This is a genomic window from Kitasatospora sp. NPDC058115 (assembly GCF_042884635.1).
In the GTDB taxonomy this organism is placed as follows: domain Bacteria; phylum Actinomycetota; class Actinomycetes; order Streptomycetales; family Streptomycetaceae; genus Kitasatospora.
In genome coordinates, this window is record NZ_JBHVTL010000002.1 from 307,497 (window position 1) to 329,269 (window position 21,773).

Here is a 21,773-nt window from a genome sequence, read left to right on the forward strand (position 1 = left end):
CGCGTCGTGGCACTCCCCCGCACGGCGCAGTAGGTAGGCTGCCCGGGTGATCGTGGTGACGAGTGTGAACGTGAACGGAATCCGGGCGGCGGCCAAGAAGGGATTCATCGAGTGGCTGGCCGCCACCGAGGCGGACGTGGTCTGCCTGCAGGAGGTGCGCTCCGAGCCCGAGCAGCTCCCCGTGGAACTGCGGGACCTGGACGGCTGGCACGCGGTCTGGGCCCCGGCCGCCGCCAAGGGCCGGGCCGGCGTGGCGATCCTCTCCCGCACGGAGCCGACCCGCACGGTCATCGGCTTCGAGTCGGCGGAATTCGACAATTCGGGCAGGTACGTCGAAATCGACCTCCCCGGCCTGACCGTGGCCAGCCTCTACCTCCCCTCCGGCGAAGTCGGCACCGAACGCCAGGACGAGAAGGAACGCTTCATGGCGGAGTTCCTCGTCCACCTCCACAAACTCCGCACCCGCGCCGCCGCCGACGGCCGCGAGGTCGTGGTCTGCGGCGACTGGAACATCGCCCACCGCCCCGAGGACCTCAAGAACTGGAAGGCCAACCAGAAGTCCGCCGGCTTCCTCCCCGAGGAGCGCGCCTGGCTCTCCCGCGTCTACGACGAGGCCGGCTACACCGACGTCGTCCGCCACCTCCACCCCGACCGCACCGGCCCCTACTCCTGGTGGTCCTACCGCGGCCGCGCCTTCGACAACGACACCGGTTGGCGCATCGACCTCCAGGTCACCACCCCCACGCTCGCCGCCAAGGCCGTCGAAGCCTACGTCGAACGCGCCGCCACCCACGCCGAGCGGTGGTCCGACCACGCCCCGGTGACCGTGGTCTTCGATATCGACCAACTCCCTTAGCGCTTCGCGAAGTTCGAGCCATCGACTTCGGCCGCCGCGGTCGTCGCACAACCTGCACAGAGTGACGATCGCAGCCGCCATTGCCCTGCGCACGGACTGCACCGGCGATCAGCGCGCCCTGAGTGGAGGTCGGCTGATCTACTGGAAACGATTCAGCTTGAAGGGGATGCAGGTGGTGCGGTCGGGGTCGAAGCGTTCGGGGTCGGGGAGGTGGGCGTCCTCGCGGTGGATCGCATAGGTGCTGAATCCGATGAGGTGCCGGCGGCCAGCGGCACACCGGCGAGTTCAGTGGTGCGCGTGAGGAACCAGCCCGAGGAATACAGCCGGAGGGCTTCGGTGACGACCTGGCCCAGGTAGGGCAGGCCGTCCAGGTGCTCATGGGTGTTCTCGCCCGACTCGACGGAACGACCTCTATGAAGCAGCGGGGTCGAAGCGTTCCTCCCCCGTGCCCCAGCTTGCCCGCCGCTCCCGGCCCCGTGTCCCGACTGACGGGACTTTCAGCACAGCGGGCGACCTTCCCCCGACCCGCGGGTAAGGTGGTGGATCATGTCTAGCCGTAAAACGTCGATCATGGAAGCAGCGGCGCGGGTGATCGCGCGGCGCGGGGTGCGCGGGCTGCGCGTGGAGGAGCTCGCCGCCGAGGCGGGCGTGTCCACCGCGCTGATCTACTACCACTTCAAGGACCGCACCGGGATCCTCCGCCAGACGCTGGAGTTCATCAACGACCGGGCCGAACGCTACACGACCGAGCGCGCCGCGGACGCGCCGCCGCTGACCGCCCGCGAGGAGTTGGAGCAGACACTGCTGCTGGAACTCCAGGACACCGTCGAGGTCCGGGAGAACAGCACCGCCTGGGGCGAGCTGCGGGCCAGCGCGGTGTTCGACGAAACCCTGCGCGAGGACCTGGCGCGGGCCACCCGGGTCTGGGTCCAGGAGATCGCCGAACTGCTGGGCGCGGCGCAGCCGATGTCCTCGGCGGTCGCGCTGGCCGGCGCGGCGGAGCGACTGACCGCGCTGCTGGAGGGACTGAGCACCCGCTGGCTCAGCGGCAGCCTGCCGCTGGCGCACGCCAGAACGCTGATGCTGGATGCGATCGACGCCGAGGTATCCCGACTCGGGTCCTGAGCAGCACCTGATCAGGCCCTGCCGGGTCCCGCGCCGGGGCGCCACCGGGGCCACTGCGCCCCATTCGTCACGCTCCACACACGCACCCCACCACGGAGTCATGACGCGTCGTCGAGTCTGACTGAGTTTTCAGTCATGGCGAGCCCTGACCACGCAGGATGGGTGCTGCCGCCGGCCCGCTCCCCGTGTGCGCCGGTGCGTCGCCTCGCGAAGAGTGGTTCTGGCGGCCCTCGCACCCTGGCCCGGCACCTTCGCACGAACTGGAGCCCCTCATGACCGGCTACCACGACGCCCACTCCGCCGGGACCTATCCGTGGGTGCCCGCTGACGACGTCCCGCACGCGCGGACCTGGATGTCCTGGCCCTCCCGCCGGGGCGTACGGGGACTGCGCCTGGGCGGCGTCCAGGAGGACATCGCCCTGATCGCCCGCACGATCAAGCGGTCGGGGTCCGGCGCGGCGTGGCTCCGCCGTCCGGGGGAATGCAGAGCGCCCGGCGCCCTCTCGGACCCGGGGGCGAGTCTTGCTGGTCCCGGGGCCCGGCAGGTCCCACCACCTGCCGGGGCCCGGGCCGTCTCACAGTGCGCGGCGGGCGGCGGCGATCCGGTCGGGATCCCAGCCGGGCCGGGGGACGGACTCCAGCAGCAGCCTGGTGTAGGCGTGCTCCGGTGAGTCCAGGACGCGGGCGGTGGGGCCGGATTCGACGATCCGCCCATGCCGCATCACGACGACCTGGTCGGTGACGCAGCGGACCACGCCGAGGTCGTGGGTGATGAAGAGGAAGCCGATGCCGGTCTCCTCGCGGATGTCGGCGAGGAGGTTGAGCACCTGCGCCTGGACCGAGACGTCCAGCGCGGCGACCGCCTCGTCCAGGACCAGCACGGCCGGTCGCACGGCCAGTGCCCGGGCGATGGCGACGCGCTGGCGCTGGCCGCCGGAGAGCTGCCGGGGCAGTGCCTCGGCAGCCCGGGTGCCCAGGCCGACCTGGTCGAGGAGTTCCCGGATCCGGGCCGGGTGGCCGGTGTCGGGGAAGTGCAACCGCAGGGTCTCGCGGAGCACGGCCTCGACGCTGGTGCGCGGGTCCAGGGAGAGGTACGGGTCCTGGAAGACCATCTGGACCTCGCGGGCGCGGGCCAGCCGTTCGGCCTTGCTCCGGGCGCGGCCGCTCCGGAGCCGGCCGTGGACCAGCACGTCGCCCGCGTCGGCCTGTTCGAGGCCGACCACGATCCGGGCGGTGGTGGTCTTGCCGGAGCCGGACTCGCCGACGATGCCGAGCGAGGCGCCGGCGTCGAGGGTGAAGGAGACGTCGTCCACGGCCTGCACGGTGCCAAAGGTGCGGTGCAGGCCGCTGACCCGCAGAACGGGCTCAGCCATCGGTGCGGCTCCCTTCGAGCGGGTGGTGGCAGGCGGCCGGGTGCCCGCCCTGCTGGGCGGGCACCTGTTCGCGGCAGATCCCGGTCGCGTGGCGGCAGCGTTCGGCGAACGCGCAGCCGGTCAACGCCCTCCGAAGGTCCGGTGGTTGGCCGTCGATGGCGGAGAGCCGGCCGGCCGGGGCGTCCAGTGCCGGGGTGGCCGCGAGCAGCGCGGCAGTGTACGGATGGCGGGGCCGCTCGAACAGCGCCTCGGCGGGGCCGTGTTCGGCGATCCGCCCGGCGTACATCACATAGACCCGGTCGCTGATCGCGGCGGCGAGGCCGAGGTCGTGGGTGACGAACAGCAGGCCGGTGTCGAAGCGTTCGCGCAGCCGGCCGAGCAGGGCGGCCACCTCGGCCTGACTGGTGACGTCGAGCGCCGTGGTGGGTTCGTCGGCGAGCAGCAGCACCGGGTCGCCCATCAGGGCGGCGGCGATCATCACGCGCTGCAGCATGCCACCGGACAGCCGGCCGGGGTAGCGGCGCAGCAGGTCCGGCTTGAGGCCCACGGCGTCGAGGAGTTCCACGGCCCGCCGGTCGGCGTCCGCGGCGCTCATCGTGCCGGTGAGCCGCACGCTCTCGGTGAGGAAGTCGCCGATCCGGCGCAGCGGGTTGATGGCGGCCCGGGGGTCCTGGAAGATCATCGCGGCCCGGCCGGCGCGCAGGGTGCGCAGCCGGCCGGGGTCCATGGCCAGGACGTCCTGGCCGTCGACCAGGACCTTCCCGTCGGCCTCGGCGCCGGGTGGCAGCAGGCCGAGGGCGCTGCGGGAGGTGAGGGTCTTGCCGGAGCCGGACTCGCCGACCAGGGCGACCGTCTCGCCGGCACCGACGGTGAGGTCGACGCCGTCGAGGACGGGGCGGGCGGTGCCGGGCAGTCGGAGCCGGAGGCCCTGGATGTCGAGGGCGTTCACGCGGTCCCTCCGGTGGTGCGGTGGTCGTTGACGTGTTTCCCGTTCATGCCGACCTCCGGGCGACCTGGTCGGCCCAGCGCTCGCCGACCACGTTGAAGGCGACGACGGTGAGCACGATCAGGGCACACGGCAGGATCGCGGAGAGCGGGTAGCCGTGCTGGATCGCCGTCTGGCCGTCGAAGACCATCCGCCCCCAGTCGGGGGTGAGCGCGGGGACGCCGAGCCCGAGGAACGAGAGGCCGGCGAGGTCCATCAGGGCGTAGCCGAAGTTGACCGCGGACTGGGCGAGCACGATCGGCGCGATGTTGGGCAGGACGTGCCGAAGGCAGATCTGCACCGCGGAGTGGCCCTGGACCTGGTACGCGGAGACGTAGGGGCGGGTCCGTTCGGCCAGCACCAGTGAGCGGGTGAGGCGGGAGACATAGGGCAGGTAGGCGATCGTCAGGGCGACGACGGGGGCCATCAGGCCCTCCCCGTACACCGAGACGATCAGGATGGCGAGCAGCATGCCGGGGAAGGCGAAGACCAGTTCGGTGCTGCGGGAGAGCACGGAGTCGAGCCAGCCGCCGCGCCAGCCGGCGGCGAGGCCGACCGCGAGGCCGGCGACGGTGGAGAAGACCACCACGCCGAGCGGGCCGAGCAGCGAGGTGCGGGCGCCGCTCAGCAGCCGGGAGAGGGTGTCGCGCCCGGCTGCGTCGGCGCCGAGCAGGTGGTCGGGCGAGGGCCCGGCGAGTGCGTTGCCCAGGTCGACGGCGCTCGGGTCGTAGGGCGCGAGCCAGGGCGCGAGCAGCGCGGCGAGCACCAGGAGGGCGGCGAAGCCGAGGCAGACCAGGTGCAGCGGTCCGCCGGCGGACCTGAGCCGGGCGAGGCCCGGGCGGCGGGTGAGGCCCGGCCGTCGGGTGAGACCGGTACTCATGCGCCGGACCTCCTGGAACCCAGGGTGACCCGGGGGTCGACCAGCGGGTGGAGCAGGTCGACGATCAGGTTCACCGTCATGAACAGGGCGACGATGATCAGCGAGATGGCCTGGACGGTCGGGAAATCCTTGGTGGTGCTGGACAGTTCGAGGAGCTGGCCGAGGCCGCCGATACCGAACGCGGACTCCACCAGGATCGTGCAGACCAGCAGCGTGGAGACGATCAGGCCGCCGGTGGTCAGCACGGTGCCCAGCGCGTTGCGGAACACGTGACGGCTGATCACCTCGCGTTCCGGGACGCCCCGGCTGCGCGCGACGGTGACGTGCTCGCCCTCCAGGGCCTCCAGCATCGCCGAGCGGGTGACCCGGGCGAGCATGCCGATCAGGTACAGCGCGAGGGCGATCGCCGGCAGGCTGAGGTGCCAGAGCATGTCTCCGAGGCCCTCGCCGGCGCCGCTGGTCGGGAACCAGCCCAGCTTCACCCCGAACAGGCCCTGGAGCAGGACTGCCGCGACGAAGGAGGGGGTCCCGAGGGCGAAGGTGGTGGTGACCAGGATGGTGGCGTCGGTCGCGCCGCCACGTACCGCGCCGATCCGGCCGAGCACCAGGCCGACGACGATCACGACCACCAGGGCCATGGCCACCAGCAGCACGGTCGCCGGGAGCCGGTCCGCGAGCAGCCTGGAGACGTCGGTGCGGTAGGTGATGGAGCGTCCGAAGTCGCCCCGGAGGACCTGGCCCAGCCACCGGAGGTAGCGGACCAGGAACGGGTCGTCGAGGTGGTACTGCGCGTTGATCGCGTGGAGGGCCTCCGGGGAGGCCGACCGGCCGGACAGCAGGAAGCTCGCCGGGTTGCCCGGCGCGAGGTACATCGCGCCGAAGACCACGAAGGAGGCACCGAGCAGGGTGGCCGCCATCTCGACCAGCCGCCGGACGGCGAATCGGAGGAAGCTCACCGTGCGGCCCCCACGTCGGCGGCCCACGGGTAGTACATGTACGAGATGGTGGTCGGGGCGCCGGTGATCCGCTTGTTCAGGAACAGCGAGGTGGGCCACTCGGCGACCGGGATCCAGAGCAGCTGCCGGGAGGCGGTCTGCTGGAGCTCGGCCTCGATCGCGGCGCGCTTGGCCGGGTCGTACTCGGCGGTGGCACGGTCGACCAGGTCGTCGTACGTCGGATCGGTGTGGCCGCCGAAGTTCTGGTACGCGCCGGTCTTGAAGTTGGCGAGCAGGTCGAGCGGGTCGGTCACCGAGTTGTAGTAGGTCTCGGGGAAGAGGTCCAGGCCCTCGCGGGCCTCGGGGTCGGTGAACAGCGCGGTGAAGGCGTTCGGGGCGATCGTCTTGAGCCGGACGTTCAGCCCGATCTGCGCGCCGGCCGACTGGACGGCGGTGGCGAGCAGCGAGACGTCCTGGCCGATGGTGCTGGTCGCGACGGTGACGGTCCTGCCGCTCGCACCGGCCTCCTTGATCAGCGCCTTGGCCTGCTCGATGTCCTGGGCGGTGGGGGTGAGGTTCTCGAAGGCGCCCTTGCGGACGTCGTCGGGGGCCCCGGCCCAGGCAGCCCTGGTGGTGAGCGAGCCGGTGACGGTGCCGGCGCCGGCCAGGCCGGTCCTCACGAAGCCGGAGCGGTCCAGCGACAGCGACAGCGCCTTGCGGACCCGGACGTCGCCGAGCACGCCCCGCAGGTTGGCGACGTTGAGGTTGACGGTGCTCAGGCCCTCGCCGAAGTACAGCGTGCCCGGGCCGCTCTTCCTGAGCCGGTCGTAGCTCTCGGTGGGGATCAGGTAGCCGCCGTCGACCTCCCCGCTGAGCATCGCGTTGGTGCGGGCGGAGGGATCGGTGAGGAAACGGAAGACGGCTTTCCCGGCCTTGGCCTTGGTGCCCCAGTAGTCGTCGAACCGCTCCAGCTCGATCGACTGGCCCTTGGCCCAGGCGCCGAGCTTGAACGGGCCGGTGCAGTCCAGGCCACCGGTGGTGCCGTAGTCCTTGCCCGCCGACTCGACCCCGGCCTTGGCGGCGACCACGCCGGCCGCGGTGGCCATGTACTGCGGGAACTGGGAGTCGGGGCGCTTAAGTCTGACGGTGACCTGGAGCGGGCCGGTCGCGGTGATCGAGTCGACGTTCTGGAAGGTCTGGGCCCAGGCCGCGGCGTTGTCCGGGGCGGTCTGGCGGCCGAGGCTGTAGACCACGTCGTCGGCGGTCATCACCGAGCCGTCATGGAAGTGCACGCCGGAGCGCAGGTCGTAGACCCAGGTGGCCGGGTCCGGGTTGGAGGCCTTCTCGGCCAGTCCGGGGGCCGGCGTGAGCTGGGGCGTCCAGCGCATCAGGCTCTCGCAGACGTTGGACAGGATGGTGTTCTGCGGGTAGTCGAAGGCCTGGACGTAGTCGAGCGTGGGCGGCTCGGCGTAGGTGGCCCAGGTGAAGGAGTCGATGTCGCCCTCGGCGGTCGGCGTGGTGGCGGAGAGCTGGACGTCGGCCTGGTCGCCGCCGTTGCGCGGCGGGCCGGAGCAGGCCGCGACCAGGGCCGCGGCCGAGAGGACGGCCGTGGTGGCGAGGACGAGCCGGTCCGGGGAGGGGGTGCGTCTCGCGGGAGTGAGGGTCATGAGGGTGGGCTTTCGGTCGGAGCGGGGCAAGGCCGTGGGGACCGCGCGGGGTGGGACGTCAGACGCGGGCGGCCGGGACCTGCTGGGTGATGCAGTGGATTCCGCCGCCGCCCCAGGCGATGACCCGGGAGCGGACGCCGACGACCTTGCGGCCCGGGTACGCCCCGGCCAGCACCGCGAGGGCACCCTCGTCCGCGGGGTGATCGGCGACCGGGACGACGACCGCGCCGTTGGCCAGGTAGTAGTTGAGGTAGCCGACCTCGACCTCCCGGCCGTCGACCTCCACGAACGCGGTCTGCGGGACGTCGACGATCTCGAAGGGGCGGCCCTGGGCGTCGGTGGAGTGCTCCAGCACGGCGCGGTTGGCCCGCATCCGGGCGTAGTCGGGGTGCTCCGGGTCGGCCGGGAGCTGGACCACGACCTTGCCGGGGGCGGCGAAGGCGCACACGCCGTCCACGTGTCCGTCGGTCTCGGTGTCCAGCAGTCCGCCGTAGGGCAGCCAGATCACCTTGGTGACGCCGAGGCGCTGCTTGAGCTCGACCTCGATCTCCTCGCGGCTCAGGCCGGGGTTGCGGTTGGGGTGCAGCAGGCACTGCTCGGTGGTGATCAGGGTGCCCTCGCCGTCGACGGTGATCGCGCCGCCTTCGAGGATCATCTCGGAGCGGACGGCCGGGACCTGAAGGTGCTCCAGCAGCAGGCCGCTGAGCCGGTCGTCGGCGTCCCAGGGGTGGTGCTTGCCGCCCCAGGCGTTGAAGCGGAAGTCCACGCCGGCCCGGCGGCCCTCGCCGTCGAGTACGAAGATCGGCGCGGAGTCGCGGAACCAGGAGTCGTCCAGCGGCAGCTCGACGACGGTGACGCCGCCGGCGCCGCACAGGGCGAGCGCCTCCTCGCCGTGGCCGGGCGGAGCGACTATCGTCACCGGCTCGAACTCGGCGATGGTGCGGGCGACTTCGGCGTACTCGCGCTTCACCTCGGCGAGCGTGGCGCCCCACAGGTCCTCGCGGACGGGCCAGGCCATCAGGCAGCCCTCGTGCTCGGTCCACTCGGCGGGCATGCGGTACGGGACGGTCACGGGATACCTCTTCGGGATCGGGTGTACGGGTGGAACGGTGTGCGGGTGGAACGGTGTACGGGTGGGACGGTGGACCCGGCGGCCCGCTCCGTGGGGTCGGCCTGCGGGCCGCCGGGAGACTCGGGCGGTGACTCAGGCAGCCGGGACGCTGGGCTGGGACTGGGTCGCGCAGTGGATGCCGCCACCGCCGCCGGCGATGTTGTCGATGTTCAGCTGGACGACGTCGCGGTCCGGGTGGGCGGCCTGGAGGATCGCGTAGGCAGTTCCGTCGGCCGCCGCGTCGCCGAACTGCGGGGCGAAAACGGCGCCGTTGGCGGTGTAGTAGTTGGTGTAGCTGGACAGGAAGTCCCTGCCCCTGCCGCGGATCAACTGCCGGTCCGGTCCAGGCAGTTCCGTGACGGCCAGCGGGCGGCCCCGGGCGTCGGTGGCGTTCGCCAGGATCCGCTTGGACTCCTGGTAGACGTCGATCCAGATCTGCGCGGTGCCCGGACCGGGCTGGTCGAGGATGACCTTGCCGGGCGCGGTGAAGCGGGCCAGGCAGTCGATGTGGCAATCGGTGATGTCCTGGCCGGCCAGGCCCGGGAGCCAGATCACCTTGCTCACGCCGAGGCCGGCCTTGAGGGCCTGCTCGACCTGGGCCCGGGACCTGCCGGGGTTGCGGTTGGCGTTGACCAGCGAGCTGACGGTGGCCAGCAGGGTGCCCTGGCCGTCCGTCTCCAGCGAGCCGCCCTCGCCGGTGAACGGGGCGGCGATCCGGTTGACGCCGTAGCCATGGAGCAGGGTGGCCGCGACGGCGGCGTCATCGGCGTAGGGCTGGTAGTAGGGCGTGCCGCTCTTGCCCCAGCCGTTGAAGTTGGTGTCGAGCCCGGCGACCGCGCCCGGGGCGGTGAGGAAGGTCGGGCCGAAGTCCCGGATCCACAGGTCGTCGTTGGCGATCTCCAGCACGGTGATGCCGTAGGCGCTGCCCCGGCCCAGCCAGTACCGGGCGTCAGCGGCCTGGCTCGGGCGGGCCACCACGACGACCGGCTCGTACATGGAGATCGCGTGGGCGACCCGGGCGATGTCGTCGCGGACGCCGGAGAGCTGTCGGCCCCAGATCGTGGACCGGGCCGGCCAGGCCATGAAGGTGCGGTCGTGCCGGTCGGTCTCGGCCGGCATCCGCAGCTGCGGGGTGGCGGGGGCCGCCCGGAAACCGGCGCCCGCCGCAGGGGCGGCGGTGGGCAGCACCGCGCCGAGGGCGAGCACCGGCAGGGCTGCGGCTCCGAACTGGAGCAGTCTTCTGCGCGAGGTCGTGGAAGCGACCTCGGGAGACGTGGAGATGGTCATGAAACGCTCCCTGGAAGTGGTGGGAGGTGTGAGGGTTGCCCCGCATCCTGCATCTAACTGAAAATCCAGTCAACCCTGTGGGGCAGATCAAGAGAAACGAACTGACAAAACAATCAGACTTTCTCCACGATCGCCTCCAGGGCAGGTACAGTGGGCGCCCATGTCAGACCGCCGGACAGGCATACTCCAGGCCGCCACCCGTGTCATCGCCCGACGCGGGGTACGTGGACTGCGCATGGGCGAGCTGGCCTCCGAGGCCGGCGTGTCCATCGCACTGATCTACTACCACTTCACCGACCGGGCGGGGGTCCTGCGGCAGACGCTGGAGTACATCGGCGACCGCGCCGACCACTACACCGCCGAGGACCGCACCGCCCCCCACCAGGGCCGCAACCCGTCCAAGGACCCGCTCGCCGACCTCGAACAGGTCCTGCTGCTGGAGCTCCAGGACACCACCGAGGTCCGCGAGAACAGCACCGCCTGGGGCGAGCTGCGGGCCACCGCCGTGTTCGAACCGGAGCTGCGCCAGGACCTCGCCCGCAGCACCCACGGCTGGGTGCACGACATCGCCGGACTGCTCTCCCAGGCCGACCCGGACGGCACCGCACCCTCCCACGCGGCCGCCGCCGAACGTCTGACCGCGCTGGTGGAAGGCCTCAGCGTACGCTGGCTGAGCGGTTCGCTGTCGATCGAGCAGGCACGCCGAGTGCTCCGCGGCGCAGTCGAGGTCGAGCTGGAAGCCCCTCGATCGGATCGGGCGGCCCCGGCCACCGGGGGCGGATTCGGCTGATCCTGACGAAACCTCTAAACTCTGCGGCGCGGACAGGCCTCGCCTGCCCACACCCTGGCGGCCCGGCTCCACCGTCCCGTCCCCGTCCGCCGAGAGAGGCAGCCCGCATGTCCGCTGACCGATCCCCCTTCGCCCTCCAGCCCGTCTTCCAGGCCCTGACCGCGGACGACCCGCGCGAGGTCGGCGGCCACCGGCTGTACGCGCGGCTCGGCGCGGGCGGGATGGGCCTGGTCTACCTCGCCTACACTCCCGGCGGGCGCCCGGTGGCCCTCAAGGTGGTGCGCCCCGAGCTGGCCGGGGACCCGGACTTCCGGGCCCGGTTCGCCCAGGAGGTGGCCAGCGCCCGGCTCATCCACGGGCTCTTCACCGCCCAGCTGGTCGACGCCGGCCCGGACGCCCCCACCCCCTGGCTGGCCACCACCTACGTGCCCGGCCCCTCGCTCCAGCAGGTGGTGCAGCACTTCGGTCCGCTTCCCGAGCGCACCGTGCTGCTGCTGATGGCCGGGATCGCCGAGGCGCTCCAGGCGATCCACGCCAGCGGGGTGGTCCACCGCGACCTCAAGCCCGCCAACGTACTGATCGCCGCGGACGGCCCCCGGGTCATCGACTTCGGCATCGCCCGGGCGGCCGACGCCGTCGCCCTGACCGGCACCGGGCTGCACATCGGCTCCCCCGCCTACATGGCCCCCGAACAGGCCACCGAACAGGCCGCGACCAGCGCCACCGACGTCTGGGCGCTCGGCGCCCTGGCCGTCCACGTCGCGGGCGGCGCCCCGCCCTTCGGCGACGGCCCGCATCCGGCGACGCTCTACCGGACGGTCCACGAGGAACCCGCCCTCGACCACGTGCCCGAGGCCCTGCGCGACCTGCTCCGGCGCTGCCTGGCCAAGCGCCCCGAGGACCGGCCGACCACCGCCGAGGTGATCGCCGCCGCGGCCGGGCACCCTGCCGTCGGCGGTCAGCCGCGGTTCGGCGAGGACTGGCTGCCACAGCCGCTGACCAGCCAGATCACCCGGCACGCCGAGCTGCCGCAGGTACCCGCCCAGGCCTCCGGACCGGGGCTGAACCCGGCCGCGACGATGCCGGCCCCAGCCGCCGCGCCGACGCCCACGCGGCTCGCCGCCGTCCCGGGCACGTCCGCCGCCGCTGCGGCGACACCCGCTCCGGCCACGCCGGCGACACGGCTGCGGCGGCCCCGGGGGCGCGCGTCCCTGATCGCCGTGGTCGCCCTCGCCGTCGGCGCGGTGGCCACCGCCTTCGTGCTGGACGACCCGGACCCGGTGGAGGCCGCCACGGCCGACGCCCCGGTCGTCGGCTCTCCCGCACCGGGCACGCCCGTCGCCACACCGACGCCGACCGGCCCGTCCGGTTCCACCCGCTCGCCCTCCGCCACCGCCGCGCCGAGCCGCACGACGCCGCCGCCCCCCGCTGCCGCCTTCACCCCCGACTACCGCGCCGTCGAACTCACCTCGGCGGACCCGGGCTACGAGTTCGACCTGACCTCCGGCACGGTGGTGCCGGTCGACACCGCGAACTGGTACGTCGGGCGCACCGACAGCGAGTTCCTCGTGCCGGAGACCGCCGACTCCTACATCGGCCGGGACTCCGGCCTCGGCCTCGCCGAGTGCCTCCAGGGGCTCGGCAGCCGGCCGACCGCACGGCTGCCGTTCAGCGCCCTGGGAGCGCGCGGGGCCTTCTGCCTCCGGTCCGCGGACGGCAAGGAACTGGCGGTGGTCCGGGTGCTGTCGACGGCGGGCGCGGACGGGCCGGTCAGCGTCTCGCTGGACCACTACCGCCGCAACGGCTGACACCTCCGGGAACGGCCGAGAGCCCGTCCCCTCACGGCACGGGTGGGGGCGACGGACTCTCGGCGCTGGTCGACGGCCCGGGATCAGAGCAGCCGGCGGGCCGCCTGGGGCGTGCCGGGAGCGCCGGTCCCCGGGGCGGGGGCCGTGCCGGTCGACTTGCCTGAGGTGGACGCCACCGTACCGGGCGTCCCGGTCGCGGCCGACGGGGCGGCCGCCGGTTCGGCGGCAGGCCGGTCCTCCTCCCGCATGGCGGCCGTCTCCGCCTTGAGGATGCGCATCGACTTCCCCAGTCCGCGCGCCATCTCGGGCAGCTTCTTCGAACCGAACAGCAGCACCACGACCGCCAGCACCACCAGCAGGTGCCAGGGCTCCGGTCCATGGCGAAGCATCCTCGCCTCACCTGGCCTTTCGTCGTCGGGACCGGGCCCTGTGGGGGGAGGCCCGGGTCGTATCGGGGTGGTTCGGGCGCCTTCATCGTCAAACTTGACTGATTTTTCAGTCAATGGAAGAGTGACGTTCCGGCGACGCCGGGCCGCTGCGCCCGCCGCCGACCGGCGCCCCGCACAGCACTCCCCGGAGGCTCGCCGCCGTGCCGGACCGGATCCACCCTCGGCCCACCGGAGTCCACCGTGTCCCAGTCCCCCCTCGCGCGCCGCACGGTGCTGCGTTCCCGCGCCGGCGCCGGCCTGATCGCCGTCGGCGCGACCGCCTGCGCCGCGGTCGGCGACGATGCGGTCGGCGACGATGCGGCGGAGCCCGCCACCCCGTCCTCCACGCCCGCCGCGCAACCCTCCGCGCATGCCACCGCCGAGCCGTCCGCCGGCTGACCCCTCCCGCCCCTCCCGCCCACCCCGCCGCTCCGCACCGAGGGAGAAGGGACCCCCGTGCAACTGACCCCCACCGAACGCGACCGGCTGCTGATCTTCACCGCCGCCGAACTCGCCCGCGCCCGCCGTGCCCGCGGACTGCGGCTGAACGTCCCCGAGGCCACCGCGCTGATTTCGGACACCGTCTGCGAGGCCGCCCGCGACGGCGTGCGGCTGGCCGAGGCCGTCCGGCGCGGCCGTGCCGTCCTCGCCCCCGGCGACGTCCTGCCCGGCGTCCCCGACCTGGTCACCGAGATCCAGGTCGAGGCGGTGTTCCAGGACGGCACCCGGCTCGCCGTGATACCCGACCCGTTCGGCGGCGGCGGCCTGGGCGAGGCCGCACCGGGCGCCGTGCTCCCCGACGGCGCCGCCGAGCCTGCGCCCGCACCGGACCTCACCCTCACCGTCCGCAACACCGCGGACGTGCCGGTCTCGGTCACCTCCCACTTCCACTTCTTCGAAACCAACCCGCGCCTGGCCTTCGACCGGGCCGCCGCCTACGGCATGCACCTGGCTGTCCCGGCCGGCTCCTCGGTGCGCTTCGACCCCGGCGCGGACGTCGAGGTCGGCCTGGTCCCGATCGGCGGCGAGCGGGTCGCGATCGGCTTCGCCGGGCTGGTGGACGGACCGCTGGACTCGCCGCGGGTCCGACGGGAGGCACTGCGCCGGGCGGCCGAACAGGGCTACCTCGGGGCGAACCGTGACAACGAGGCGGGTCAGGCAGAGGAGAACCGGCGATGAACAGCAACAGCGAGGCGATCGAGGCGATCGAGGCGTCCGAGTACGCCGCCGTGCACGGCCCGCGGGCCGGCGACCGGGTCCGGCTCGGCGACAGCGGGCTGGTCGTCCGCGTCGAGTCCGACTCCCAGCGGCCGGGCGACGAGTTCCTGGTCGGCTTCGGCAAGACCGCCCGCGACGGCCTGCACCTCAAGGCCGCGGCTGTCCGGGACACCTGCGACCTGGTGATCAGCAACGTGCTGGTGATCGATGCCGTGCAGGGGATCCGCAAGACCTCGATCGGCATCCGGGAGGGCCGGATCGCCGCCGTCGGGCGGGCCGGCAACCCGGACACCCTGGAGGGCGTGGAGGTGGTGGTCGGCACCGGGACGGCGATCGTCTCCGGCGAGGGCCTGATCCTCACCGCCGGGGCCATCGACACCCACGTCCACCTGATGTCCCCCCGGATCATGGAGGCCTCGCTGGCCTCCGGGGTCACCACCATCATCGGCCAGGAGTTCGGCCCCGCCTGGGGCGTCGGCGTCAACTCCCCCTGGGCGCTGCGCCACGCCTTCAACGCCTTCGACGCCTGGCCCGTCAACATCGGCTTCCTGGGCCGCGGCTCCTCCTCCCACCCCGCGCCGCTCGTCGAGGCGCTGGCCGAGGGCGGCGCCTGCGGGTTCAAGGTGCACGAGGACATGGGGGCGCACACCCGGGCGCTGGACACCGCGCTGTCCGTGGCCGAGGCCCATGACGTCCAGGTCGCCCTGCACACCGACGGGTTGAACGAGTGCCTGTCGGTCGAGGACACCCTGCGCGTGCTCGAAGGGCGGACCATCCACGCCTTCCACATCGAGGGCTGCGGCGGCGGACACGTCCCCAACGTCCTCAAGATGGCCGGCGTGCCGAACGTCATCGGTTCCTCCACCAACCCCACCCTGCCCTACGGCCGGGACGCGATCGCCGAGCACTACGGCATGATCGTCTCCGTCCACGGCCTCAAGACCGACCTGCCCGGCGACGCCGCAATGGCCCGCGACCGCATCCGCGGCGGCACCATGGGCGCCGAGGACGTCCTGCACGACCTCGGGGCCATCGGCATCACCTCCTCCGACGCCCAGGGCATGGGCCGGGCCGGCGAGACCGTGCGCCGCACCTTCGCGATGGCCGGCAAGATGAAGGCCGAACGCGGCCCGATGGAGGGCGACGGCCCCTCCGACGACAACGAGCGGGTGCTGCGCTACATCGCCAAGCTGACCATCAACCCCGCCATCGCCCATGGGCTCTCGCACGAGGTCGGCTCCGTCGAGGTCGGGAAGCTCGCCGACCTGGTGCTCTGGCACCCGGCCTCCTTCGGCGCCAAGCCGTACATGGTGCTCAAGGCCGGCTTCCCCGCCTACGGCGTCACCGGCGACCCCAATGCCGCCACCGAGAGCTGCCAGCCCCTCGTCCTGGGGCCGTTGTTCGGCGCCCACGGCGCCACCCCGGCCGACCTCTCGGTGGCCTTCACCAGCCGCGCCGCCGCCGAAGCGGGCACCACCACCCGCCCGTACGACACCATGACCACCCGGCGCCGGCGCGTCCCGGTCCGCCACACCCGCGGCATCGGGCCGGCCGACCTGGTCCGCAACAGCCGCCTCGGGCAGATCCTGGTCGACGGCCAGCGGGGCCTGGTCACCCTCGACGGCGCCCCGCTGCACTCCGACCCGGCCGAGGAGGTGCCGCTGAACCGCCTCTACTTCCTCTGACACCGCCGCGGAGGGAACGGCTCACCCTCGGCCCCGCAGGCAGACTCAGCACCACCGCCAGCGGCACCACCACACTGGCTCCCCGCCACTGGTCGACGGCCGGGGCTTGCCGCCGGCGACCGTGCCCACCCGGGCAACGTCAACGACGCCACGTGGACTGGAGTAACCCTCGGGTGGTGTGCTGTTGCCTTTCGGGGCGATTGGGCTTACTGATCGTTTCAGAAGGAGTTGAGCCGCAGGTCGTGTGCTCGACGATCTTGGTCGACAGGGTGTCCGGGTGCGTGCTGATCTTGTTCCTGACGACCTGTGGGAGCGGGTGGCCCCGTTGCTGCTACCCGCTCCCGAACGACGTCGGCATCCAGGGCGGCTTCGCGTTCCGGACCGAGCGGCCCTCGCCGGCGTCCTGTACGTCCTGCGGACCGGTGTCGCCTGGCGCGACGTCCCGGCCGAGACGGTGGGCTGCTCCGGAGTTACGGCCTGGCGCCGGCTACGGGACTGGACCGAGGCCGGTGTCTGGCCGCGCCTGCATGCCGCCCTGTTGGCTGAGCTTCGCCGCGCAGGCCTGCTGGACCTGGACGACTGCTCCGTGGACGGGTCGCACGTCCGGGCCCTCAAAGGGGGGACCACGTCGGCCCCTCACCCGTCGACCGCTCCCGCCCCGGCTCCAAGCACCACCTGATTGTCGACCGCCACGGAACCCCGCTCGCCGTCACCCTCACCGGCGGCAACCGGCACTACGAGCGACGCGCCGATCTCCACCAGGGCCTGCTCGAACTGGCCTGCAGCCTCATATGCCTGCGCCGCCTGCACACCTCCTCCTGAAGCGATCAGCTGGCTACGCTGAACCACCCCGGCCGCACCTCGGCCAGAAGCGGTTGCAGCGACCGCACCGCCGTCTGCAGGTCCTCATCCGTGACGTCAAGAGGCTCCGGCAGGCTCCGCCCGTACTGGTGCAGCCGCCAGAGGTCGAAGACCTCGTTCCCGTCAGCTGCGAAGTCCACATCAACCTCGGTGCCGTTGTCGCTCACGAAGCGACACCCGGCCCCATGGACCTTGTACGCGTACGTGCCGACGTGCCCGCTCCGGCTGATGATCCGGCGCGAACGAACCAGGTCGAGGACATCTGCGAGTCGCTCAAGCGAGGGGATCGCCGCCCTCATGGCCTCGCCAATCGCGTTCAGAGCGTGGACGTAACCAAGCACGAGTTCCCGTGCAGCCCCAACCCGTTCCATCCGGCGCCAACCCCCTGAGTCCGTGACTGAAGGGATTGTTCCACGGGCCGCCAGCAGCTCCACAGAATGGCATTCTGAAACGATCAGTTAGGCAGAGTTCCCGAAGAGTTCGGGCTGTTGAATCATGAACTCTTTGCGCGGGGGCCCTGTGCGGAATGAAGATCTGACACTGGGATCGCCGAGACGCGAGACGACGGTTGCGCTTGGTGACAGCGCCTTCTTGGGGCTCCCTCAGGGCCTCCGCGGGCCTTGATGCCCTTGATCTGCGCGTGGCCCGAGCGGTCGATCATGATGGCCGCTCGGACCTTGCCATCGACGCCACCATCCGCTCCAAGCGGGCCAGCCGTGTCTTCTCGGTACGGGCGGTGACCAGACCGAGGTACAGGGCGAACTGATCGGACTTGCCGAGCGTGTCGTAGAACACCCGCGCTGCAGGGTTCGCGTCGAGGGCTTCGACGAGATCCGGTGGCGCGGTGGCGCTCTTCTGCGAGGCGTATGCCTTCTCCCAGCGGCCGTCCGCCCGCGCCGCCTCGACCTCGGCCAGCCCGCGGGGGCGCATCCGGCCTGCCGCGATCAGGGCCTCGGCCTTGTCGACGTTCACCTGCGACCAGACGGAGCGGGGGCGGCGGGGTGTCGTGCGCTGCAGAAAGTACGAGTCGTCGAAGCCTCGTCGCTGACCGTCGATCCAGCCGAAGCAGAGCACCGTGTCGACCATCTCTTCCCAGGTGAGCGACGAGACGCCGGTATGCTTCTTGGCGATCTTCACCCAGAGCGCGGCCTTCTCCCCGTGATGCTCTTCGAGCCACGCCTCCAGCTCGGCCGGGCTCGCGGGGACAAGGATCTCGACGCCGTCCTCGTGTTTCTGCATAAACCGCAGGCTAGAGGCCATATAGGACAGATGGTGACCTCCTCAAGCGACCCGCTCAGGCGACCTGACCGGTTCACTACGTGGCGACCTTCGCCCCTGCTTGCCTCGGGTCGCCCGTCGAGTTGATGAACTGCTTGAGCCGGCTTGGGATCTTGCCGCAGCAGGCCGGCCAACCGACCACAGGGTCCGCCAAGGCAGCTACCGACAGCTCCGGGCCCGGTCACGGTGGCGGGCATCAACGACTGAACCGCATCCAGCCCGTGCCCGCACCGCCCGCGGACCCGCCGCCGCGCGACTGCGGTGACCGTTGGCGCCGTAGGCCAGTCAACGGCCGACGCTGCGCAGCCGCTCTGCGGCAAGCGAATCCGAGTCGGTCATAGTCCTGACCGCAGGGCCGCGACAGGCGACAGACGACAGACGACAGGACAGATGTGACCACTGCCCTGGGTACCTGGGGCTGCGCCAGAATCCTTAGTGGTCGGCTCTCGAAGTCCTTCGGGGGTTGACGCTGGGAGAGCTCCCCGTGCCAGGTGGTGGCGTGGAACCGGCCGAAGGGCGAGTTGACCTTCAAGTTGGATGAACGTCGACAATCGGGGCCATGGACGGCACCACAGAACTCCTGAGTATCAGCGCCTTCGCGCGGCGGGTCGGTCTCGCTCCGAGCGCCCTGCGTTTCTACGACGACTGCCGTGTCCTGCGGCCAGCGTGGGTTGACGGTGTGACTGGATACCGCTTCTACAGTCCTGCTCAGGAGGCCCGTGCCGCTCTCCTACGCGGTCTGCGAGAAGCGGGAGTGCCGCTGGCTGAGGTTGCCCTGGTGCTCGACGGGCCCGAGCGCGAGGGCCGGGAGGTGCTGGAGCGGCACTTGGAGAGGATGCAGGACCGGACGCGGACGGCCAAGGCCGCCATCGCGGCGGTTCTGCGTTCCCTGTCGACCGCCGGCAGCATGACGGAAGCGCGAATCGACGGCGTGGAGTTGGCCAGTTCGGTACGCCAGGTGGTGCCGGCCGCAGCCTCCGACGTGGAACACCCTGCACTTGGCTGCGTCCTCATCGAGATCGATGACGGCGAGGTCCACCTGGTGGCTACCGATCGCTATCGCCTGTCGATGCGTGTCCTGAGACCTGCGGCTCTCGATGGAGGGCCCTGCCGTCTGCTGGTGCACGCGGCTGACCTGATCGAGTTCGGGCAATGGGCGGCGCGATTCCACCAGGTCACCATCCAGGTCGGACCGGACGGGACCCGAGCACGCAGTACGTCGGAGTCCCGTGTCCTGGTGACGGTCGATGACCCGTTCCCTGACCACCGCGAGATGCTCTCGGCTCTGACCCCGCCCGAATACCGCGTGATCGTGGACCGCCTGGCCCTTCGCGACGCGGTCAACAGTCATGGCGACGCTGCACGTATCGCTCTGAGCTTCGCCGGCGACGAGATGACCATCTCTCTGGCCGATCACTCCAATGCCGCCACCCTGTCCGCGGTCTGCCATCAAGACCTGCCGCAGCGGATCGGCTTCGACCCTGCCGTCCTGGCTCCCGCTCTGGAGGCCGGCGTCGGGCCCGACGTCCTGCTGGAGATCGCCGCCGCAGACCGACCCGTCGTGGTGCGCTCCGCGGACCAGGGCAGCTTCACCACCCTGGTCATGCCGGTCCCCCTGCACACCTCCGGCTGATCTTCCGTCAACACCGCACCCTCATCTTCTCAGGAGAACCATGACCGACCCCGAGAACATCGTCGTGCAGCTGTGCGTCCAGGGCATGCAGGCCGAGACCGAAGGACAAGACGACCGAGCCCGGGACCTGTTCCTGCGAGCTTGGGAAGCGGCCGAGGACGACTACGACGCCTGCATCGCCGCGCACTACCTCGCCCGGCACCAGCCCACGCCACAGGAGACCCTGCACTGGAACCAGGAGTGCCTGAACCGAGCCGACAAGGTCGGCGACGGCCGTGTCCGCGGCTTCTACGCCTCCCTCCACGGCAACATGGCCCGAGCCCACCGGGACCTGGGCCAGATCGACCAGGCCCGCGAACACTTCGAGTCCGCCGCCAAGCACATCGACGATGTCCCCGCCGGCCCCCACCAGCAATGGCTCCGCTACCGCATCGCCGCAGGACTGCGCGCCACCACTCCGGCCGCACCACAGCAGCACGAAGACCCGGTCGGCGAACTCCTCACCAGGCTCTGCGCACGCACGGACCTCGAAGCCCTGAGTCTGCTGCTGCCCCCGTACATGGGCAGCCTCGGCACACCCGACGACGAGGAACGCATCACCACCGCCCTGCGCATGCTCCACGCCGAGCGTCGCCTTCCCGACGAAGAGCAGACCGCCCTCAGCCACGCGATCAACGTCCGGTCCGCGGCGTGAACGCCCCCGCCCCTCGGTGACGCGCGCGTAGACCACCAGCCGCCTTCCTGGGCACCGACGAACCTTCAACGATCACGATGGCCCGCCGACCTGACGGTCGGCGGGCCGATGCCGCGTCCCGCCCCGTCCCGGTCCCCGAGCACCCCGAGGAGCCCGCCGACGTGGCACCGCTGCGCCGCGCCTTCCTGCGCGGAGTGTGTGTCGAAGCCGGCAGGACCTTGGTCCGGGAGGCGTGGAGGATGATCACCGACGAGTGACGTCCGCCGTCCATCCAGGCCGCACCCGCACCCGCACCCGAGGGACCGGCCGGCACGGGAAGCCGGGCGAACCTGCGGAGCCGGACACCGGTCAAGAGCGGGACGACGGGGCGGGTGGGGCCGGGCGGAGCGGCGTGGTTGCTGCCGCCTGCGCGCCTGCGGCGCGTCACGGCCGCTCACTCGGCGGCTTTCCCCCCGGCACCGCCGCGGGCGGCCGCCGACGGGGTGCGCGACCGCAGGCGCTCGCCCTGCGGTCCGAACACGACCAGGTACTCGACCGGGCCGCCAGGGCCTGCGTTGGCCGTTCCGTGCGGGGTCCGGGTGTCGAACTCGGCGACCTCCCCGGGGGTCAGGACGAGGTCCTGGCCGGCGAGCGCGAGCCACAGCCGCCCGTACAGGACGCACAGCCACTCGTAGCCGTCGTGGGAGACCTGGCGGGGCCGCGTCGCCGGGCCGTCGAGGGCGGGCAGGACGTGCTTGTGGACGTGCAGGCCGCCGACGTACCGGGTCAGCGGCAGCACCGCCTTGGCATCGCCGAAGCTCAGCGGCACTCTGACCTGCGGCTCGGCGGCGGGGGCGGGCGTCCGGCCGGCCAGTTCGTCCAGGGAGGCGCCGTACTCCTCGGACAGGCGCAGCAGCACGTCCAGCGTGGGACTGCGCCGGCCGGTCTCGATCCGGGACAGCGTGCTGGTGGAGATGCCGGTGGCGCGGCCGACGGCGGCGAGCGTCGCGCCGCGGCGTTCGCGCGCGGCCCGCAGCCGGGGCCCCATCCCGGTCGGCGCGCTGCCTGCGTCGTCGGCTGCCACCTTCGCCCTCCTTCGCCTCGCACCGCCCTGTTCTGCGAGTTTGCCAGATCGGCAACGGTCGTCGCGCCGAGCGGGTGCCGCGCCGCAGGATCGACA

At 72.0% G+C, this 21,773-nt stretch carries 20 protein-coding genes and 1 pseudogene; 10 read left to right on the plus strand and 11 right to left on the minus strand.

Annotation, left to right across the window (positions count from 1 at the left end; genetic code table 11):
- Positions 1 to 46: 46 nt before the first annotated feature.
- Positions 47 to 856, plus strand: a complete 810-nt coding sequence (locus tag ACFVVL_RS03315; RefSeq protein ID WP_387671002.1) for an exodeoxyribonuclease III — start codon at positions 47 to 49, stop codon at positions 854 to 856.
- A gap of 546 nt (positions 857 to 1,402) precedes the next feature.
- On the plus strand, positions 1,403 to 1,981 hold the full coding sequence (locus ACFVVL_RS03320; RefSeq protein WP_387671004.1) for a TetR/AcrR family transcriptional regulator: 579 nt from the start codon (positions 1,403 to 1,405) through the stop codon (positions 1,979 to 1,981).
- A 575-nt stretch (positions 1,982 to 2,556) separates the two neighbouring features.
- Here the strand turns inward: ACFVVL_RS03320 and ACFVVL_RS03325 are convergent.
- The 7 genes from ACFVVL_RS03325 to ACFVVL_RS03355 form a co-directional block, all read right to left on the minus strand.
- Positions 2,557 to 3,354 (minus strand): ABC transporter ATP-binding protein, encoded by a 798-nt coding sequence (locus ACFVVL_RS03325; RefSeq protein ID WP_387671006.1) that lies wholly within the window; start codon positions 3,352 to 3,354, stop codon positions 2,557 to 2,559.
- The gene (locus ACFVVL_RS03330) at positions 3,347 to 4,303 is read right to left on the minus strand and encodes an ABC transporter ATP-binding protein (protein WP_387671008.1); all 957 of its coding nucleotides are present in this window, start codon (positions 4,301 to 4,303) and stop codon (positions 3,347 to 3,349) included. Before ACFVVL_RS03330 ends, ACFVVL_RS03325 begins: the two co-directional genes overlap by 8 nt.
- Positions 4,304 to 4,346: 43 nt before the next feature.
- On the minus strand, positions 4,347 to 5,219 hold the full coding sequence (locus tag ACFVVL_RS03335) for an ABC transporter permease (protein ID WP_387671010.1): 873 nt from the start codon (positions 5,217 to 5,219) through the stop codon (positions 4,347 to 4,349).
- Complete coding sequence (locus tag ACFVVL_RS03340) at positions 5,216 to 6,175, minus strand: ABC transporter permease (protein WP_387671011.1); 960 nt, start codon at positions 6,173 to 6,175, stop codon at positions 5,216 to 5,218. Before ACFVVL_RS03340 ends, ACFVVL_RS03335 begins: the two co-directional genes overlap by 4 nt.
- Positions 6,172 to 7,821, minus strand: a complete 1,650-nt coding sequence (locus ACFVVL_RS03345) for an ABC transporter substrate-binding protein (RefSeq protein ID WP_387671013.1) — start codon at positions 7,819 to 7,821, stop codon at positions 6,172 to 6,174. The genes ACFVVL_RS03340 and ACFVVL_RS03345 overlap by 4 nt, the downstream gene beginning before the upstream one ends.
- A gap of 58 nt (positions 7,822 to 7,879) precedes the next feature.
- The gene (locus ACFVVL_RS03350; protein WP_387671015.1) at positions 7,880 to 8,893 is read right to left on the minus strand and encodes an agmatine/peptidylarginine deiminase; all 1,014 of its coding nucleotides are present in this window, start codon (positions 8,891 to 8,893) and stop codon (positions 7,880 to 7,882) included.
- A 132-nt stretch (positions 8,894 to 9,025) separates the two neighbouring features.
- Positions 9,026 to 10,219 carry an agmatine deiminase family protein gene (locus tag ACFVVL_RS03355; protein WP_387671017.1) on the minus strand — a complete coding sequence of 398 codons (1,194 nt, stop codon included), beginning with the start codon at positions 10,217 to 10,219 and terminating at the stop codon, positions 9,026 to 9,028.
- A 160-nt stretch (positions 10,220 to 10,379) separates the two neighbouring features.
- Here ACFVVL_RS03355 and ACFVVL_RS03360 point away from each other — a divergent pair, with 160 nt between their 5' ends.
- A complete protein-coding gene (locus tag ACFVVL_RS03360; protein WP_380290262.1) occupies positions 10,380 to 11,009 on the plus strand; it encodes a TetR/AcrR family transcriptional regulator in 630 nt (209 codons plus the stop codon).
- 107 nt (positions 11,010 to 11,116) lie between these two features.
- Entirely contained in the window at positions 11,117 to 12,817 is a 1,701-nt protein-coding gene (locus ACFVVL_RS03365) for a serine/threonine-protein kinase (protein ID WP_387671019.1), read from the plus strand.
- 83 nt (positions 12,818 to 12,900) lie between these two features.
- On the opposite strand, the gene tatA is transcribed toward ACFVVL_RS03365, so the two are convergent.
- Entirely contained in the window at positions 12,901 to 13,206 is a 306-nt protein-coding gene (gene tatA, locus ACFVVL_RS03370; protein WP_387671021.1) for a Sec-independent protein translocase subunit TatA, read from the minus strand.
- Between the two features lie 240 nt (positions 13,207 to 13,446).
- On the opposite strand from tatA, the gene ACFVVL_RS03375 reads away from it, so the two are divergent.
- The 4 genes and pseudogenes from ACFVVL_RS03375 (at position 13,447) to ACFVVL_RS03390 (ending at position 16,970) form a co-directional block, all read left to right on the plus strand.
- A complete protein-coding gene (locus tag ACFVVL_RS03375) occupies positions 13,447 to 13,644 on the plus strand; it encodes a hypothetical protein (protein WP_387671023.1) in 198 nt (65 codons plus the stop codon).
- Positions 13,645 to 13,701: 57 nt separating this feature from the next.
- Positions 13,702 to 14,424: an urease subunit gamma gene (ureA, locus tag ACFVVL_RS03380; protein WP_387671025.1), complete on the plus strand. Its 723-nt coding sequence runs from the start codon at positions 13,702 to 13,704 to the stop codon at positions 14,422 to 14,424.
- Entirely contained in the window at positions 14,421 to 16,148 is a 1,728-nt protein-coding gene (locus ACFVVL_RS03385; RefSeq protein ID WP_387671027.1) for an urease subunit alpha, read from the plus strand. Before ureA ends, ACFVVL_RS03385 begins: the two co-directional genes overlap by 4 nt.
- Positions 16,149 to 16,425: 277 nt before the next feature.
- Positions 16,426 to 16,970: pseudogene (locus ACFVVL_RS03390) on the plus strand (IS5 family transposase).
- Positions 16,971 to 16,975: 5 nt separating this feature from the next.
- Here the strand turns inward: ACFVVL_RS03390 and ACFVVL_RS03395 are convergent.
- Both ACFVVL_RS03395 and ACFVVL_RS03400 read right to left on the minus strand, forming a co-directional pair.
- The gene (locus tag ACFVVL_RS03395) at positions 16,976 to 17,443 is read right to left on the minus strand and encodes a DUF6896 domain-containing protein (protein ID WP_387671029.1); all 468 of its coding nucleotides are present in this window, start codon (positions 17,441 to 17,443) and stop codon (positions 16,976 to 16,978) included.
- Positions 17,444 to 17,666: 223 nt separating this feature from the next.
- Positions 17,667 to 18,248 carry a YdeI family protein gene (locus tag ACFVVL_RS03400; RefSeq protein ID WP_387671031.1) on the minus strand — a complete coding sequence of 194 codons (582 nt, stop codon included), beginning with the start codon at positions 18,246 to 18,248 and terminating at the stop codon, positions 17,667 to 17,669.
- A gap of 598 nt (positions 18,249 to 18,846) precedes the next feature.
- On the opposite strand from ACFVVL_RS03400, the gene ACFVVL_RS03405 reads away from it, so the two are divergent.
- The gene (locus tag ACFVVL_RS03405) at positions 18,847 to 19,920 is read left to right on the plus strand and encodes a MerR family transcriptional regulator (RefSeq protein ID WP_387671033.1); all 1,074 of its coding nucleotides are present in this window, start codon (positions 18,847 to 18,849) and stop codon (positions 19,918 to 19,920) included.
- Positions 19,921 to 19,960: 40 nt separating this feature from the next.
- Positions 19,961 to 20,614, plus strand: a complete 654-nt coding sequence (locus tag ACFVVL_RS03410) for a hypothetical protein (RefSeq protein WP_387671034.1) — start codon at positions 19,961 to 19,963, stop codon at positions 20,612 to 20,614.
- A 433-nt stretch (positions 20,615 to 21,047) separates the two neighbouring features.
- Here the strand turns inward: ACFVVL_RS03410 and ACFVVL_RS03415 are convergent, their stop codons facing one another.
- Entirely contained in the window at positions 21,048 to 21,641 is a 594-nt protein-coding gene (locus tag ACFVVL_RS03415; protein WP_387671124.1) for a helix-turn-helix domain-containing protein, read from the minus strand.
- Between the last annotated feature and the right edge of the window lie 132 nt (positions 21,642 to 21,773).